This is a genomic window from Mucilaginibacter defluvii (assembly GCF_039543225.1).
Taxonomy (GTDB): Bacteria; Bacteroidota; Bacteroidia; order Sphingobacteriales; family Sphingobacteriaceae; genus Mucilaginibacter; species Mucilaginibacter defluvii.
Genome location: NZ_BAABJI010000002.1, coordinates 1,510,902 through 1,526,328, shown reverse-complemented (window position 1 = coordinate 1,526,328; position 15,427 = coordinate 1,510,902). Strand labels below are relative to the sequence as shown.

The following is a 15,427-nucleotide window of genomic DNA, read 5'->3' as shown; positions in this document are numbered from 1 at the left end:
TACGGTTATGCGTATATTTGTTTAACAATTCACACGGATACAATCTATTCTGACCTAAATCTCAACGCTTTTAAAATTATTAACTGAACTAATTTTAATTGAATATGAGAAAATATTTTTTGTGGGCAACGTGCAGTCTCTTAGTCGTGTTTTCAATAGCTTTTATCAGTTGGAGCCCTGCTTCAAACGTTAAAAAAGTTAGTACCGTTAATGTTGCCTCAGCTAAAAAACACGCTGCTTCGCTTAGCGAATTATACGGACAGTATGTTACCGATATTTACAATACCGCGCAGCTACAGCTTACCGGTATGGATGCCCTTGTTTTTCAAAAAGCTATAACAGGTTATATCAATCTTAAAATGGCACACAAGCTACCTGAAAACAGTAATGTGATCACCGTGGTTGATTTCAATAAATCGAGCCGTGAAAAACGTATGTGGATTATTGACCTGGCAGCAAAAAAGTTGTTGTTGAACACGTGGGTATCGCATGGGCAGGGTAGTGGTGATGATATGGCAAACGCTTTTTCAAACACCGAACATTCGCACCAAAGCAGCCTTGGCTTTTATGTAACCGATGATGTTTATTTAGGTAAACATGGCCGTTCACTACGTTTAAATGGCATGGATGTCGGTTTTAACAGCAACGCTCGCCAGCGGGCCATTGTAGTACACGCGGCTGATTATGTTAGTCAGGCTTCCATTAATCAATTAGGCAGGTTAGGCCGCAGCCACGGTTGCCCGGCAGTATCACCCGAGGTTTGCGCTACCGTTATTAATACCATCAAAGGGCAAAATATGCTATACATTGCCGGTAACGATAGCCGTTATACCTCTAAGTACCTTAATGAGGGCGTAGCCGAAAACTTTTTGTTCCCCGCTGCACAAGTTGCTAAAGTCTTATAATTATTCTTCTATAAAAAAGAACGGGAGCCCCAATCAGGGCTCCCGTTCTTTTTGCGTTAAATTTTATACGCTCAACAACTTTTTCATGTGACCGTAAAGTACCACATCCAGCCCGTAAACATCAGGGCGGAATTGTATTTTGCCGCTATCATCAACCCAGCAAGTTACATAGGTTAAATATACCGGTACCTTGTTAGGCAATGCAATATCTGTAGGCGTTGAACTTGGGTTGTTCATTTTATCTACGATCATTTTGTATTTATCGCCGTTGCCAAACAACGCTTCGGCTAACTGTTGTGGTTGTTCAACCCGTACACAGCCATGACTTACTGCGCGCATGTTTTGATTGAAGGCATTTTTAGCAGGTGTATCATGCAAATAAACACTGCTGCCATTTTTAAACAAAAATTTAATCTTGCCTAAAGCGTTACCATCGCCAGGGCGCTGCTTAAATTCATACTCATTTTTTGAGGCGCTGCCCCAGTCAATGGTTTCGGGGTCATCAACCTTTTGTCCGTTATGGTAAACATCAATATTTTCATTATCCAGATAATATGGATCATTCGCGGCCTGCACCATAATTTCTTTTGAAGCTATACTCTTTGGAATGTTCCAAACCGGATTAACCTGTACGCTGTGGATAAGGCTGCCCAGCTGCGGTGTTTCACGTGAGAAAGGGCGGTCAATTTTGTCGCTCTCATCATACTCTACCAGGCTTACTTCTTTATCCATATTACGGCCTTCGCCAACGCAAACCTTCATGTTCAAGGCTGATTTGCCATTTTCCATCACGTCTAAACGATAATCAGGAATGTTAACGATCACGTATTTTTTAGCATCAGGCTTATTTTTCCAGCGTAAACGTTCCAGGTTTACCGCGAAATAACGTTCGCTTTCTTCAGGCGTCATGCCAGGGGCCTGCACTTTATCGGTCAGGGCTTTTTGTAGCGCTTTGTACTGCGCGCTTTTAGGTTGGATGCTGTCCAGATAACTTTTCAATTCCTTAACAGCAAACACGCTTTTCATTGATGTGCTGTCCGGGCGTTTGGTTTCGGTGTAGTAACGCTGATATATCTTACGCGGACTAATTAACCCGTATTGCAGCGCGTTTGAATATCTGATCAACGAGTTAGCAGTCAATAACTCCAGTTTAGCAAGCGTGGTGTAGGCGGTGTTAACATCTTTAACGGCCTTTTTATCCTTGATGCGTGCAAGTAAAGCCTTTATGCTGTCGGCACGGAATATCTGCGGGTTAATGCCATGCTGCGTTGAATTGTCAAGATAGGTCGACAGTGTTTGCAGATCTTCGTTTTTTAAGTGGTTAAGCACCAAAACCGGTTCATAATCATTTTCAGCATAATAAGATTTAATTACATCCGGATAAGTGAGAAGCGATTTATTATCCGTCATGGCCTTTTTAAATGCTTCAGCGAAACCCTCGTTGGTCATATCCTTAAAGGTTTTGTTGCCTGTGGCATCGGCCATCTCTTTGCCTAAATCTGATTTGCTTTTTTTACAGCCTGGTATCACAGTTATAAAGGCCAAGGCAATTGTGGCTACAAATAATAAGGCTTTGTTATTGGTTATTTTTGTTATCATATATAAAAAGTAGATGTGTTGCCGCATTCAGTGCAATACCCGTACCATAGTATTTACATACGGCTTACTTTGTCAAATTGCTTTTTGTATAGATTAGCATTATGGATAATAAAAAGCTTCCCGAGGTTTGGCAGCGTGGCCCGGTTGCAGGTGTACCGGCATTGTTGCAGCCCGTAGCACATGCGCTATTGCAGGCAAATGAGGAAATTGGTGCATTAATGAAAGATTTTCCGGATAGCCTGCTTTATGAAACGCCCGCCGGACAGGCCTCGCCTGCTTTCCATTTGCAGCACTTAACCGGTGTGCTCGACAGGCTTTTTACTTATGCCCGCGGCGAAGTGCTGAATGAACAGCAGCTTAATTTTCTGTCTCAAGAAGGTAAGCTGGCTCAAATACCATACACTGCAATGGCTTTGGCTGATGCTTTTAGCACGCAGCTGGATAAGGCCGTGGAGCAATTGCGTAATACTGATGATGCGACACTTACTGATTTTAGAGGAGTAGGCAGGGCGCAAATACCATCAACCGTTATAGGTTTGCTGGTACATGCCGCCGAGCATACCATGCGGCATACCGGCCAGTTGTTGGTTACAGTAAAGGTGTTACAAGCCGGATTATAAGATCAGCTCGCCGATATCGCGGTGATTGGTGATACGGTAATCTGCCTCTGCATCAGTATAACGCTTTTCAGGATCGTACAATACCGTTTTAATGCCAACGGCTTTAGCTTCTTTAATTTCAGATTCCGGGTCGTCGCCGATAATGAGTACTTCTTCAGCCTTGTAGTTAAATTTCTCAAGAATTTGCGTAAACATTTGCCTTTTTGTTTTTTCGGTACTTTCCGGGTCAACTACGTAGATCTGTTTAAAATCTCCGACTATGCCCAGCATTTTTACCTTGCTGTTTTGCAACTTTACAAAACCGGTAGTTACCAAAAATTTATCAACGGCAAGCGTTTTAACATAGCGGTAATCGTCAAATGCCTGCATAGGCTTGTTGTAGGTAAGATTTCTAAGTAGTTCGGCTGCCTGCGCTTTCAGGTCATCACTTAAACCATATTCGTCCGCCACCTTTTGAAATGGGCGGCGGGTAAGTTCATTTTTAGCCGTTTGGATATCGGAGGAACTGATGCCTTCAGCCTGATTATCTATAAGTTTAAATAACCCGGCAAAAACCTCGTCGGCTATAGATTCAACAGGGTAGATGGTATTGTCCAGGTCGTATATTAGAGCACGTATCATATAAAGATAACGTGCTTTTTATGGGGATGTTTGTAACGATTATACTTTAGCGGCCCTGTTACGCAGCACATGATCGGCTAAAACCAATGCCGCCATGGCCTCAACAATAGGCACGGCGCGTGGTACCACACAAGGGTCGTGACGGCCCTTGCCGCTGATCTCTGATGCTTCGCCGGCGCTGTTTACCGTTTGCTGATTGTGCATAATGGTAGCCACAGGCTTAAACGCTACCCTGAACTCGACAGGCATGCCATTGCTGATACCGCCCTGTATACCACCCGAAAAGTTGGTGATGGTTTCCACCTTACCCGCGTTGTTGCGGAAGATGTCGTTATGCTCAGAGCCACGCATCTCGCTGCCCTCAAAACCGGAACCAAATTCAAACCCATGCACGGCGTTGATACTCAACATAGCCTTGCCCAAATCGGCATGTAATTTATCAAAAACAGGCTCGCCTAAACCGGCAGGTACATTGGTGGCAAAGCAGGTAACTTTACCGCCTACGGTATCGCCTTGCTTACGGATGCCATCGATAAACTCGATCATTTCTTCGGCAGTAGCAGGGTCAACACAGCGTACAATATTTTGCTCCCGGGCTTCAATAAAAGCCGTAGCATCTTTAATATCCACATTAGGCGCGTTTATTTTGCCTACACTGCTTACATGCGCGAACACTTCAATACCCTGCGTTTTCAGGAATAGCTTGGCCAATGCGCCAGCCGCTACACGCGCCGCGGTTTCTCGGGCTGATGAACGGCCGCCGCCTCGATGATCGCGGATGCCATACTTGGTAAAGTAAGTAAAGTCGGCATGTGATGGACGGAATACATCCACATTATGGCCATAATCCTTTGAGCGCTGATCTTCATTCGGGATGATCATGGCGATAGGCGTACCCGTAGTTTTGCCCTCGAACGTACCCGAAAGTAACTGCACGGCATCGCTCTCCTTACGCTGCGTGGTGATCTTTGACTGACCGGGTTTACGTTTATCCAACTCAGCCTGAATGTAATCCAGGTCAACCGGTAACTGCGCCGGGCAACCGTCTACAATCACACCGATAGCCTCGCCATGCGATTCGCCAAATGTTGTTATCCTGAATATTTGCCCGAAAGTATTGCCTGCCATGGTGCCCCCTAACCCCCTAAAGGGGGAATTTTGTATGTTGTTTAATAAATATAGTTAAGTTGATTATTTCGCATTTTAAGGATTCCCCCTTTAGGGCGTTAGGGGGCCAAAGCCCACCTTCTCCAGATCCTGCCAGAATGCCGGGTATGATTTTTCGACAACCATGGCATCTTCAACTTCCACTTGCGGAATTACCAGTGCCAGCGGCGCAAAGGCCATGGCCATGCGGTGGTCCTCGTAGGTATTGATGAACATGCTTTCGGGAATGAACTTTTCGCTGCAATCCAGTTTGTAAACCAAACCTTTTTCAATCAGTTTAACCCCCATTTTGCCCAGTTCGTTCTGTAAGGCCTTTACACGGTCGGTTTCCTTTATTTTTAGGGTTTCCAGGCCGGTAAAGGTAGCTTCGTGCCCTAATGCCGCACATACCACAATAACGGTTTGCGCCAAATCAGGGCATTCCTTCATGTCGAATATTTTGCGTTGGATAGGTTTTGGCTCCTTTTTCAAATGAACGCCGCCATCCTTAAACTGCGAGGTAATGCCAAAGTTCGCCATGATCTCGGTGATCACGCTATCGCCCTGTAAGCTGTATGAGGTAAGTCCCGGTAAAAACAGTTCGGCTTCATCAGCTAAAGCCGCTATAGCGTACCAGTAGGATGACGCGCTCCAGTCAGGCTCCACAGGCAGCGATGTTTCGCTGAACTCCTGGTTAGCTATGCTGATCATGTTGCCTTGCCAAGTATGCTGAATACCCGCTTGCTTTAACATCGCCAAAGTCATCTCCACATAAGGGCGGGAGGTAAGCTCACCCTCGATATGCAGCTCTAAACCTTGAGGTAACTTAGCGGCTATCAGTAACAAAGCGGTGATATACTGACTGCTGATATCACCCTTAATGCTGATCTGGTTGGTTTGCTGCTCAAAGCCACCGCTTATTTGCAACGGCGGAAAGCCATCCTTTTCGGCATAGGTAATGTTAGCGCCCAGTTTACGCAAGGCATCAACCAAAATGCCTATAGGGCGCTGTTTCATACGCTCGGTGCCGGTAAGCAATACCTCACCCGGTTGCAGCGCGAAATAAGCCGTCAAAAAACGCATAGCCGTCCCAGCCGGGCCTATGTTGACGGTTGCTGGTTCAGCAACTGCGTTACTGCCAACTGCCAACTGCGTACTGTTAAGTATCCCCGCCAGCGTAACGGTATCCGCCGCGTCCGACAGGTTTTTAACCTTTACACGGCCGCCACTCAAGGCTTCAATAACGAGTGCACGGTTGCACTCGCTTTTTGAGCCCGTAAGTTGTATGGTGCCGTTGACGGTTTTATCTGTTTTAGTAAGGATGATGTTACTACTACTCATTATCCCTGGTTACGCTTGGGTTAATTTTTCTTCCACTTGCTCCTGGCCTTCGTTCAGGATAATGCCCTGGCGACGGATAGATTCGGTGTGAACCAGCTCTAACAGTTTCTCGGTAAACTCAGCGTCGAGTTTCAAAGCCTTACCATAATCGGTAGTTTTTTTCAGGATCTCTTCCCAACGGTTAACCTGTAAAATAGTGATGTTGTTATCTTTTTTGTATTTACCAATTTGCTCGGCGATGTTCATACGCTCGGCAACTTTCTGGATGATCAGGTCGTCGATCTTATCGATCTTGGCACGTAATTCAGCCAACTTATCACTAACGGCTGCACTTTTAACTTCGGCTTTACGCAGGGTAAGGTTGTCAATAATATCTGAAAGGGCAGCAGGGGTAACCTGTTGTTTAGCATCTGTCCAGGCAACTGAAGGATCAATGTGCGATTCGATCATTACACCTTGCATATCCAGGTCAAACGCTTTTTGGGCGATGTAACCGATCAGGTCGCGGTTACCGGTGATGTGGCTCGGATCATTGATGATCGGCAGATCAGGCACCTGTGTTTTCAGGCTAATTGCCAGATCCCACATTGGGTCGTTACGGAAGGTGGTGTTACCGTATGACGAGAAGCCACGGTGAATAGCCGCCAGTTTAGTAATACCCGCATTATTGATGCGCTCTAAGGCGCCAATCCATAACGATAGGTCAGGGTTAACCGGATTTTTAACCATCACCGGTACATCAACACCCTGAAGGGCATCAGCAATTTCCTGTACAGTGAAAGGATTAGCGGTTGAACGTGCACCTACCCAAAGAATGTCGACACCGGCAGCTAAAGCTTCTTCAACGTGTTTAGCGGTAGCAACCTCAACTGCGGTTGGCAAGCCGGTTTCTTCTTTAGCGCGTTTTAACCACTCCAGGCCAATGCTGCCGATACCCTCAAACTCACCCGGACGGGTACGCGGTTTCCAGATACCTGCACGCAGTGCGGTAATTTTTCCGGTATTGGCCAGCAATTTAGCAGTGGCTACTAATTGATCCTCAGTTTCGGCACTGCACGGGCCTGCAATTACCAATGGCTCTTTACCCGATGTTATCCAGGTATTTAATGGTTGTATGTTTAAATTAAGTTTCATGATCGTTGTTTGTTTTTTTGAGTCCGAAGTCGGTAAGACCGAAAGTCCGGAAGTAAATTTTATATTTTGTTAATTAATTGTTGTGTTTGAGTCCGGGAGTCCGATAAGTCGGAAAGCCCAGAAGATTGTTTTTCCTATCTCCAGACTTTCGGTCTTACCGACTTCCGGACTACTAAAGCTATGAAAGCCCCTCCTCATACCGCTTATATTCGCCCAGTATATTAAAGTTGTGGGTATACTTTAATATTTGGCGCAGTGCGGTATCATATTGTTGTTGGGCTGTCCATTCCACGTCCAGATAAAAGTTGTATTCATTACGTTTACCCAGTACCGGCATGCTCTGTATCTTGCTCATGTTGATGTTGTTTTCGGCCAAAATATTGAGCACCTTGGCCAGCGACCCCACCTCATTACTTACCTGGAAGCATAACGACGCTTTGTTGGCTTCCACCTTAACGGCATTGTCATGCGTGGTGAGTATTAAAAAACGGGTGAAGTTCTTTTTGTTCGATTCGATGCGGCGCTCTAAGATTTCCAGACCGTAAAGTTTGGCGGCCAACGTGTTGGCAATGGCTACGGTATCGGTAAGCTGTTCCTCACGGATGCGTTTGGCGCAGGCGGCGGTATCATTGCTTTCCACTACCTTGATCTGTGGGTAATCATCAAAAAAATCAACGCACTGGCGTATAGCAATCGGGTGCGACATGGCAGTTTTAACATCCTCAAACGCCACGCCCGGCAGCGCCATCAGGTGTAGTTGTATAGGCAGGTAAACCTCGCCTACTACCGGAAAGTTGTAGTTTAACAGCAGCGAGTAGTTAGGCAGCAGGCTGCCGGCAATACTGTTCTCAATGGCCATCACCACATAGTCGGCCTCGCCGTTTTTCAGGGCTTCGAAAGTTTGTTTAAAAGAGTTGCATTCAATGGTTTGAATGTCCTCGCCAAAATACCTGAAGGCGGCCTCTTCGTGAAAGGAAGCGCGTATGCCCTGTATTGCAACCCGTGGTGTTCCGTTTATCATAACCCTGTTAAAGCAAAAAGTCCCGGCCTTTATCGGGCCGGGACTTTTCAGTTTCTTCTGTATGTTAGTTAGTGCATATCAGTCCCGGCTCTTACCTGTTAAAGTAAAAGTAAAAACCGTAAAAATATGCGTTGTTATTAATCATTGTTTTGTTTGATGCCGCTAATGTAAGCGTTTGAAGTATTTGTTCCAAATAAAATTAAAAATTAATATTTATCTTGCTTTAACATATTGCTTTACAATACTTGAAACGGATGAAGCTCGCCAATTGAAAAAAATTCAAATGAATCATCAAATTTTGATGTAAAATCGCTATCACTAATTAAAATATTTGTAAACTTAATTGAAGTGTTATTCTTAAATGCAATCTCGTATACGATTAATTCAATAGGATTTCTGCTGCCTTTTGCTTGATACGTTATAATGTTAACGATTTCATCTTTTCCATATTTAACAATTTCATTTTTATTATCTCCAAACCAAAACGCATTTTGCCCTCTCGAAATTTTAAGAAATTGGTTTCTTTTCGGAAAAGTTAATATGAACGTGTAATATAATAAAACACCTGGGAACGCAATCAGTAGTAATATCAGAAATATTCCATCCGGTTGAAAATGAATCGGCTTACTCATCAAGAGAATTACAACTGGAAACATTAAAAAAAGGATCCAAAGATTTAGCGTGATCGTCATAAACCTAAACACGGTTGGATTATATTCAAATGTTTGAGTGAGAAAATGTTTTTTGCTACTAAATTTTGGAAAAGGTTTGTCAAAGCCCTCAGGTTTAAAAGTGTTGTCAAAAAAGTGAGTGATAATCTCCAAAACTAAGTCAAGGGATTCAAATGAGCGCTCAAATAATACATTGCCTTGATTGAGGTAGTAAATGCAGTATTTATCATTAAAATATAAGCCAATCTTCAAATATTCACCCCCTTTATTACATATTGTAACCGATGGCCCGGTCAGTTGAATATCCGTTAAATGGCGTTCATCCTCCCATGGGAATGCTTTAATTAGTGCTATGGTCTCTTCCAGATTGCGGGCCTTCTCTTCGGAAAACTCGCCGGTTTCGTAGTTCTTGTGCTGTACTTTTGAGATAAATTCAGGCATGGTGTTATGCTGCTAAGATATACTTTAAAGCTGTTTATTCTAAACCAAAATCCACCCTCAACGTTATTCAATAAAACATTACACTATGAATAACGATCCAAAAGATATAAAACAAACCAACGACGACAGCAACCTGCACCGTGATGAGATTGGCGAGAACACCGGTACCGATACGCAACTAAACAAAAGCGTTAAAACGGATGCCGTTGAGCAGGAGGAATCAGACAGTTCAAATAAGGAGCAAGGCCCGGCAGGCGAGAATTTGTAAGGGTTGTCTGAACCTGAATTTTCGGAATTGAGGGATTTGCAGAATTTTGCCGATTAGCTGTAAAAGTCCACTAATGCTTCGACAGGCTCAGCATGACAAGGTGGTGATTTTAAAAAAATGGCTTGTCACCCTGAGCTTGTCGAAGGGTGCGTGCGGTAGGGCCTTTATCTACAATGCTTCGACGGGGCTCAGCATGACACCCTTTTACTTTTTAAGGTTATAAAATTCCTTTGCTCTGCAGTTACCCCGCTAAATAATAATCAAACGCTTCAAAAAGTTCCTCTTTGGTGCAAATGTTATCAATATTGAACTTGCCGATAGCTGATAGTAGCGTACAGTTCACTTTGCCATCCATGTTCTTTTTGTCCTTCAGCATAATGCTGTAAAGCTCCTCATAAATATCACGGCTAAAGCCAAAGCGTGGGTATAGCCGGTTAAATGTAGCGGTGATCTCCTCAAGTTCTTCAGCTTTTAATCCTGTTTTTTTGTGGGCCAGGTAGCTTTCGCAGATCATGCCTATGGCAATCGCCTCGCCGTGGGTAAGCGAGTCGGGTTTATCGTTCAATGCCCACGTTTCAATGGCGTGGCCAATGGTGTGGCCAAAATTCAGGCTCTTGCGGATGTTTTTTTCCGTAGGGTCTTCCATAACCACCTTATTTTTCAACACTACCGAACGGTGTACCAATGCTGTTGAAGGCTTGGTAAGGTCGCTTTGTTTAAGCTCGTTCCAGTAAGCCGCATCCAGTATCAACCCATGTTTCAGCATTTCGGCCAGGCCCGATAGTATTTGGCGTGGCGGAAGGGTATCCAAAAAAGCGGTATCAATAAATACCGCTTTTGGTTGTGTAAATGTGCCAATGATGTTTTTGATGCCGTCCACATCAATCCCCGTTTTACCACCAACCGAAGCGTCAACCTGCGAAAGCAGGGTAGTAGGCATGTGCACAAAATCAATCCCCCGTTTATAGGTTGATGCCGTGAAACCGCCCATGTCGGTAATCACGCCGCCGCCCAGGTTTACCAGCAGGCTTTTGCGGTCGGCCTCAAAATCAATCAGCATCTTCCATACGCCAATGCAGAAGTCAATATTCTTGCTTTCCTCGCCGGCGTTTATCTCGATCAGGTCGTAATTACCCAGGGTGTTAAGCTTATCGGTTAGTTTGGGCAGGCAGTGTACGCTTGTGTGTTCGTCGGTTAAAACAAAAAAACGGCTGTATTTACCACGCTCAATAAACGCTATAAGTTCATCAATACTGTTCTCAAAAAAAATAGGGTAGTTATCGCTCTGGATGGTTTGCATAATTTAAATGATCCTGATGGTTTGTTTTCTGAACTCAACAACGTCGCCCTTTTTTACTTTCAGGCGTTTGCGATAGTCAACCTGGCCGTTATACTTTACTTCGCCCTCGGTAACAACAATTTGCGCTTCGCCGCCGGTTTGTACCAAATTGGTGGCTTTAAGTAGCTGAATTAGTGGGATGTACTCGCCCTGTAGTTCAAAGTTGATCATGTGTGCGGCAAAATTAAACTATTGCAGCATAAATGAACGATTTAATTGACGCATTTTATATTTTTGCAGTTATGACCTCGTACTCTACAAACGGCAGCGACAAACCTGCCGAAGGCCTCTCTTTTGATAATACTGAAGTGGCTTTCAGGCATTCAACCAACGGTGAGCTAAAACGTGCTTACTGGCTGTTTCGCATTATCAATGTCAACTTTTTGGTTAAGATAGGGCCGCCTGTTACCAACTTCGCGGTTAATATTGGTTTGCCCATAAAAGGGCTTATCAAGGCTACTATCTTCAAACAATTTTGCGGCGGCGAAACTATTGCCGAGTGCGATGCAGCCATTAAAAACCTGTATGATGGCGGGGTAGGTACTATCCTTGATTACTCGGTTGAAGGTGAGGACGAGGAAGCTGTATTTGATGAAACCCGCAACGAGATCATCCGCACTATAAAACGTGCTACCGGCGATCCGGCCATTCCGATCACTGTATTTAAAGTAACCGGTGTAGGCCGTTTTTCATTGTTAGAAAAGCTGGATGCAGGTACCACACTTACTGCCGGCGAGCAGGCTGAGTGGGCCAAGGTACAACAGCGCGTGCTTGACATTTGCCAAAATGCTTATGATGCACAAGTGCCTGTTATGATAGATGCTGAAGAAAGCTGGATACAGCTAACTATTGATGCCCTTGCTATGGACATGATGCGCCGTTTTAATAAAGAAAAGATAATTGTTTACAATACCTACCAGCTTTACCGTCATGATAAGCTGGCATCTATTAAGGCAGATCACGCGGTTGCGGTAAAAGAAGGATTTGTATTAGGCGCTAAAATTGTACGGGGTGCATACATGGAAAAAGAGCGTAAGCGCGCTGCGGAGATGGGTTACCCATCGCCTATTCAGCCCGACAAACAATCGGCAGATAAAGATTATGACGAAGCCGTGCGTTACGCCGTTGAGAATATTGATACACTTGCCATAGTTGCCGGTACCCATAATGAGAACAGCTGCCGCCTGCTGGCTGAGCTTATGGATAAGCAAGGAATTGAGCATAAACACCCACATGTTTATTTTTCGCAATTGCTGGGTATGAGCGATAATTTGAGCTTTAATTTGGCAAATGCTGGGTATAATGTTGTAAAATATGTACCTTACGGGCCAATAAAGGCAGTTTTGCCTTATCTTTTCCGCCGGGCACAGGAGAACACCGCCATTGCCGGACAAATGGGACGTGAACTTAGCCTCATCGTAAAAGAAAAGAAACGCAGGGGTATCTGAGACAGATCGTCTGTAGCGGGGCTAAGCCCTGAACATCTATCATTATCTTTAAAAGGGAAAAGCAAACTTTATTTATGCTGATAAGGGGTAATTTATTATTTAACCCCAATATGTATGTCGCAACGTTTTAAATTAGTTGAGTACGAGGATGCCGGTCCGGAAGTGAAGTTGATATACGAGGAAACCATGAAAGAAATGGGCATCCCCTTCGTTTTAAACTGGTTTAAATGCCAAGGTAACAACCCTACCGTGTTACGCGGAAACTGGGAGAAGCTACGTAACACCATGTTGCGCGGTTCGGTACCGTTTGTACTTAAGCAGCTTATTATTTACAATATATCAAATTTAAAGGGTTGTGATTATTGTGCCCAGGCGCATGGTATCATAGCCGATAGTTTGGGCAAAACTCTTACAGGTGAAAATGATTTGAGGCTTACCAATAACCTGGATAGCAGTTACATACCATCATCATACCGGAAAGCGATATCGATTGTAACACGTTGCGCCTTGGCGCCGCGCAGTACTACCGATGAAGATTTTGAGGAATTGCGCGATGAAGGTTTTAGTTTGGAAGAGGTGCAGGAACTGATGGCGCTTGCCGATCTCACCAATATGGTGAACACCATAGCCGATATATCGGGTATAAAGATTGACAACGAACTGATGGAACCAAAATAAAATGGATTCCACGACGGGGATACTTCAAAACTCGCAGCGTTTACGGTACGAAGCGCTCTCTAACTTTGCTACTGACCTTAACAAGGCCGCGTCATTTAATGATATTGGCGAGGCGCTGACCGCGCATGCCAAATACATTATAGATACTTACATGTTACGGATATGTTATACCCATCGGGGCGATACCTGGTGTATTGAACTTAGTCGCGGTGAATACGCAATTGTTCGGCCTAGGAATAATGCAGTCCGAAAATTTGAGCTTGAGATACTTGCCAACGGTTTGCCTGTTAGCTACGCGTTAGAAGATGGTACGATTGATATATTAAAACGGACAGCTTTTAACGACCCGAAAATAGCATACGTGCGTTCACTGCCTGTGTTCTATTATGAAGATAGAAGCATCGTTATTACCACTGGTGCAAAAGAAGTTGTATCACAAATCGATCAGGATTTTAAATTTTTACGCAGTATAGCCGACCTCGCCGCTAACAAGCTTTTACAGCTTGAACTACTACAGGAGATAAAAAAGAATAACAAGGAGCTTAAAAAGAAGAATCAGCAGATAACCCGCCTCAACCGCGATCTCGAAAAGACGGTGCTTACGCGTACTGCTGAGGTTACGGCCGCCAATCAGGAATTACTTACGTTGTTTTATCGTACCTCGCACGATTTCCGGGCTCCGCTGGCCAATATTATGGGTTTAGCTAACCTGGCCAAATTGGTTACAGAGGATGAAAACGTGCTGGATTTGTTTGATAAGTGTGAACAGGTTGTACGCAAGCTGGATGGTATGCTTTCAAAGCTTAATGTATTAAGCACCTATTCGTACGAAACTCAGGTAGGGGAGGTTGACTTTAAGCAAGTTTTGCGAGGTTTAAAAACCAATTACCAAAGCCGCTTAGATGATGTTGGCGGCAGATTGGTATTTGATGTGCATTTGACAGAAAAGCATGTATGTAATACGCATGCCTATATTAATATATTTGATAACCTAATTGAAAACTCCCTTACCTTTCATAAGGGAGGTTTACTTATCCAGATCTATATTTTTAGCTTTAAAGGTAATTTGGTGATAAAATTCAGCGATAACGGGCAAGGTATACCGCCGCGGGTTATCAATAAAATTTATGATATGTATTACCGCGGAAATTCCGCATCCGCCGGTAGCGGGCTTGGTTTATACGTTGTACGCCGGCTTGTAAAATCATTAGGCGGCGAAATCTATGTTCAAAGTAAAGTAAAGCAATACACTTACTTTTTCATCAAAGTACCATTGACACAAACTGTCTGATTTGTGGATCTATCAGGTTATAACAGCCCGTTGCGTTTAAAATAATCCTGTAAAGTGTCAGGCGCTGTCATCAGGAAGGTGTTGATACCTAACTGCTCAGCGGCTTTCAGGTGTTGCGGACTATCGTCTATAAACAGCGTTTCGTTAGGATTAAGCCCGTTTTCAGTCAACACCTGTTCAAATATGGCTGTTTCAGGCTTGCGCTTGCCGGTAAGGTGCGAATAATATGTTTTCTCGAATAGATGATCGTTGCCCATAAAACCAAATTGCTTTTCCAGGTAGTTCATAATAAATTCGTAATGGATAGCATTGATATTGCTCAGCAAAAAGGTGCGGTATTTAGCCTTTAACTGAAGTAGTAGATCGTGCGTACCCTCGGCAACGCCGATCAGCATACTGTTCCAGGCATTATTGATCTGGGTATCGGTCAGGTTGGCGTTTCCGGTTATTTCACGTATACGATCACGAAACTGAACAGCAGTTATTTCTCCCCTGTCAAAAGCGTCAAAAATAGCATCCTGTTTAAGATGACCAAAAAAGTCGCCCGTATTATTGATACCCAGCTCACTCCAAGCTTGTTGCGCTTTTTCAAAGCTGATGTTAAAAATAACGTTGCCGTAATCAAAGATGATATTTTTAATATTTTTCATAATTTACTTTACTAATTCATGGCAAATATGTAATATTGCGCCTCGAAAAACAACCGAAAAATTTGCGCCTATAGCTCAGTCGGTTAGAGTAGAAGACTCATAATCTTTTGGTCCCTGGTTCGAGCCCAGGTGGGCGCACTTCCCCGAGTATCGGGAACATCGAAAACCCTCTAAATAGCTTATTTAGAGGGTTTTTTCATTAATTATACCCTTCCTAACCCCAAAGAAAGCCAAACTTCTGAACACCTAACTGA

At 44.0% G+C, this 15,427-nt stretch carries 16 protein-coding genes and 1 tRNA gene; 7 read left to right on the top strand and 10 right to left on the bottom strand.

What is annotated here, in order from left to right:
- Positions 1-104 precede the first annotated feature (104 nt).
- The gene (locus ABD960_RS12935; RefSeq protein WP_345331576.1) at positions 105-905 is read left to right on the top strand and encodes a murein L,D-transpeptidase catalytic domain family protein; all 801 of its coding nucleotides are present in this window, start codon (positions 105-107) and stop codon (positions 903-905) included.
- Positions 906-968: 63 nt separating this feature from the next.
- On the opposite strand, the gene ABD960_RS12930 is transcribed toward ABD960_RS12935, so the two are convergent.
- Positions 969-2,504 carry a L,D-transpeptidase family protein gene (locus tag ABD960_RS12930; protein WP_345331575.1) on the bottom strand — a complete coding sequence of 512 codons (1,536 nt, stop codon included), beginning with the start codon at positions 2,502-2,504 and terminating at the stop codon, positions 969-971.
- 101 nt (positions 2,505-2,605) lie between these two features.
- On the opposite strand from ABD960_RS12930, the gene ABD960_RS12925 reads away from it, so the two are divergent.
- Positions 2,606-3,124, top strand: a complete 519-nt coding sequence (locus ABD960_RS12925) for a DinB family protein (protein ID WP_345331574.1) — start codon at positions 2,606-2,608, stop codon at positions 3,122-3,124.
- Here the strand turns inward: ABD960_RS12925 and ABD960_RS12920 are convergent.
- The 6 genes from ABD960_RS12920 to ABD960_RS12895 all read right to left on the bottom strand — a co-directional run bounded on the left by ABD960_RS12920 (position 3,119) and on the right by ABD960_RS12895 (position 9,499).
- Positions 3,119-3,745: an HAD family hydrolase gene (locus ABD960_RS12920; protein WP_345331573.1), complete on the bottom strand. Its 627-nt coding sequence runs from the start codon at positions 3,743-3,745 to the stop codon at positions 3,119-3,121. The genes ABD960_RS12925 and ABD960_RS12920 overlap by 6 nt on opposite strands.
- A gap of 39 nt (positions 3,746-3,784) precedes the next feature.
- The gene (gene aroC, locus ABD960_RS12915; RefSeq protein ID WP_345331572.1) at positions 3,785-4,873 is read right to left on the bottom strand and encodes a chorismate synthase; all 1,089 of its coding nucleotides are present in this window, start codon (positions 4,871-4,873) and stop codon (positions 3,785-3,787) included.
- 90 nt (positions 4,874-4,963) lie between these two features.
- Entirely contained in the window at positions 4,964-6,232 is a 1,269-nt protein-coding gene (gene aroA, locus ABD960_RS12910; protein WP_345331571.1) for a 3-phosphoshikimate 1-carboxyvinyltransferase, read from the bottom strand.
- A gap of 9 nt (positions 6,233-6,241) precedes the next feature.
- Positions 6,242-7,366 (bottom strand): chorismate mutase, encoded by a 1,125-nt coding sequence (locus ABD960_RS12905; protein WP_345331570.1) that lies wholly within the window; start codon positions 7,364-7,366, stop codon positions 6,242-6,244.
- Positions 7,367-7,544: 178 nt separating this feature from the next.
- Positions 7,545-8,387: a prephenate dehydratase gene (locus ABD960_RS12900; RefSeq protein ID WP_345331569.1), complete on the bottom strand. Its 843-nt coding sequence runs from the start codon at positions 8,385-8,387 to the stop codon at positions 7,545-7,547.
- A gap of 236 nt (positions 8,388-8,623) precedes the next feature.
- A complete protein-coding gene (locus ABD960_RS12895; protein WP_345331568.1) occupies positions 8,624-9,499 on the bottom strand; it encodes a PH domain-containing protein in 876 nt (291 codons plus the stop codon).
- Positions 9,500-9,584: 85 nt separating this feature from the next.
- On the opposite strand from ABD960_RS12895, the gene ABD960_RS12890 reads away from it, so the two are divergent.
- A complete protein-coding gene (locus ABD960_RS12890; RefSeq protein WP_345331567.1) occupies positions 9,585-9,767 on the top strand; it encodes a hypothetical protein in 183 nt (60 codons plus the stop codon).
- Between the two features lie 241 nt (positions 9,768-10,008).
- On the opposite strand, the gene aroB is transcribed toward ABD960_RS12890, so the two are convergent.
- Both aroB and ABD960_RS12880 read right to left on the bottom strand, forming a co-directional pair.
- Entirely contained in the window at positions 10,009-11,067 is a 1,059-nt protein-coding gene (aroB, locus tag ABD960_RS12885; protein ID WP_345331566.1) for a 3-dehydroquinate synthase, read from the bottom strand.
- 3 nt (positions 11,068-11,070) lie between these two features.
- Complete coding sequence (locus ABD960_RS12880; protein WP_345331565.1) at positions 11,071-11,277, bottom strand: RNA-binding S4 domain-containing protein; 207 nt, start codon at positions 11,275-11,277, stop codon at positions 11,071-11,073.
- A 71-nt stretch (positions 11,278-11,348) separates the two neighbouring features.
- On the opposite strand from ABD960_RS12880, the gene ABD960_RS12875 reads away from it, so the two are divergent.
- The 3 genes from ABD960_RS12875 (at position 11,349) to ABD960_RS12865 (ending at position 14,523) form a co-directional block, all read left to right on the top strand.
- Entirely contained in the window at positions 11,349-12,554 is a 1,206-nt protein-coding gene (locus tag ABD960_RS12875) for a proline dehydrogenase family protein (RefSeq protein WP_345332817.1), read from the top strand.
- A 114-nt stretch (positions 12,555-12,668) separates the two neighbouring features.
- Positions 12,669-13,232, top strand: a complete 564-nt coding sequence (locus tag ABD960_RS12870; protein WP_345331564.1) for a carboxymuconolactone decarboxylase family protein — start codon at positions 12,669-12,671, stop codon at positions 13,230-13,232.
- Position 13,233: 1 nt separating this feature from the next.
- Positions 13,234-14,523, top strand: coding sequence for a sensor histidine kinase (locus tag ABD960_RS12865; RefSeq protein WP_345331563.1), 1,290 nt, complete (start codon positions 13,234-13,236; stop codon positions 14,521-14,523).
- Between the two features lie 17 nt (positions 14,524-14,540).
- On the opposite strand, the gene ABD960_RS12860 is transcribed toward ABD960_RS12865, so the two are convergent.
- Positions 14,541-15,173, bottom strand: coding sequence for an HAD family hydrolase (locus ABD960_RS12860; RefSeq protein ID WP_345331562.1), 633 nt, complete (start codon positions 15,171-15,173; stop codon positions 14,541-14,543).
- Between the two features lie 64 nt (positions 15,174-15,237).
- Here ABD960_RS12860 and ABD960_RS12855 point away from each other — a divergent pair.
- Positions 15,238-15,311: transfer RNA gene (locus ABD960_RS12855), tRNA-Ile, on the top strand.
- Positions 15,312-15,427 lie beyond the last annotated feature (116 nt).

Bases quoted from the DNA above. Each gene is read 5' to 3' on its own strand.
- ABD960_RS12870 (WP_345331564.1), top strand. From the start codon at position 12,669: ATGTCGCAACGTTTTAAATTAGTTGAGTACGAGGATGCCGGTCCGGAA.
- ABD960_RS12935 (WP_345331576.1), top strand. From the start codon at position 105: ATGAGAAAATATTTTTTGTGGGCAACGTGCAGTCTCTTAGTCGTGTTT.
- ABD960_RS12930 (WP_345331575.1), bottom strand. From the start codon at position 2,504: ATGATAACAAAAATAACCAATAACAAAGCCTTATTATTTGTAGCCACA.
- ABD960_RS12920 (WP_345331573.1), bottom strand. From the start codon at position 3,745: ATGATACGTGCTCTAATATACGACCTGGACAATACCATCTACCCTGTT.
- ABD960_RS12890 (WP_345331567.1), top strand. From the start codon at position 9,585: ATGAATAACGATCCAAAAGATATAAAACAAACCAACGACGACAGCAAC.
- ABD960_RS12925 (WP_345331574.1), top strand. From the start codon at position 2,606: ATGGATAATAAAAAGCTTCCCGAGGTTTGGCAGCGTGGCCCGGTTGCA.
- ABD960_RS12875 (WP_345332817.1), top strand. From the start codon at position 11,349: ATGACCTCGTACTCTACAAACGGCAGCGACAAACCTGCCGAAGGCCTC.
- aroC (WP_345331572.1), bottom strand. From the start codon at position 4,873: ATGGCAGGCAATACTTTCGGGCAAATATTCAGGATAACAACATTTGGC.
- ABD960_RS12905 (WP_345331570.1), bottom strand. From the start codon at position 7,366: ATGAAACTTAATTTAAACATACAACCATTAAATACCTGGATAACATCG.
- ABD960_RS12865 (WP_345331563.1), top strand. From the start codon at position 13,234: ATGGATTCCACGACGGGGATACTTCAAAACTCGCAGCGTTTACGGTAC.
- ABD960_RS12860 (WP_345331562.1), bottom strand. From the start codon at position 15,173: ATGAAAAATATTAAAAATATCATCTTTGATTACGGCAACGTTATTTTT.
- aroB (WP_345331566.1), bottom strand. From the start codon at position 11,067: ATGCAAACCATCCAGAGCGATAACTACCCTATTTTTTTTGAGAACAGT.
- ABD960_RS12880 (WP_345331565.1), bottom strand. From the start codon at position 11,277: ATGATCAACTTTGAACTACAGGGCGAGTACATCCCACTAATTCAGCTA.
- ABD960_RS12900 (WP_345331569.1), bottom strand. From the start codon at position 8,387: ATGATAAACGGAACACCACGGGTTGCAATACAGGGCATACGCGCTTCC.
- aroA (WP_345331571.1), bottom strand. From the start codon at position 6,232: ATGAGTAGTAGTAACATCATCCTTACTAAAACAGATAAAACCGTCAAC.
- ABD960_RS12895 (WP_345331568.1), bottom strand. From the start codon at position 9,499: ATGCCTGAATTTATCTCAAAAGTACAGCACAAGAACTACGAAACCGGC.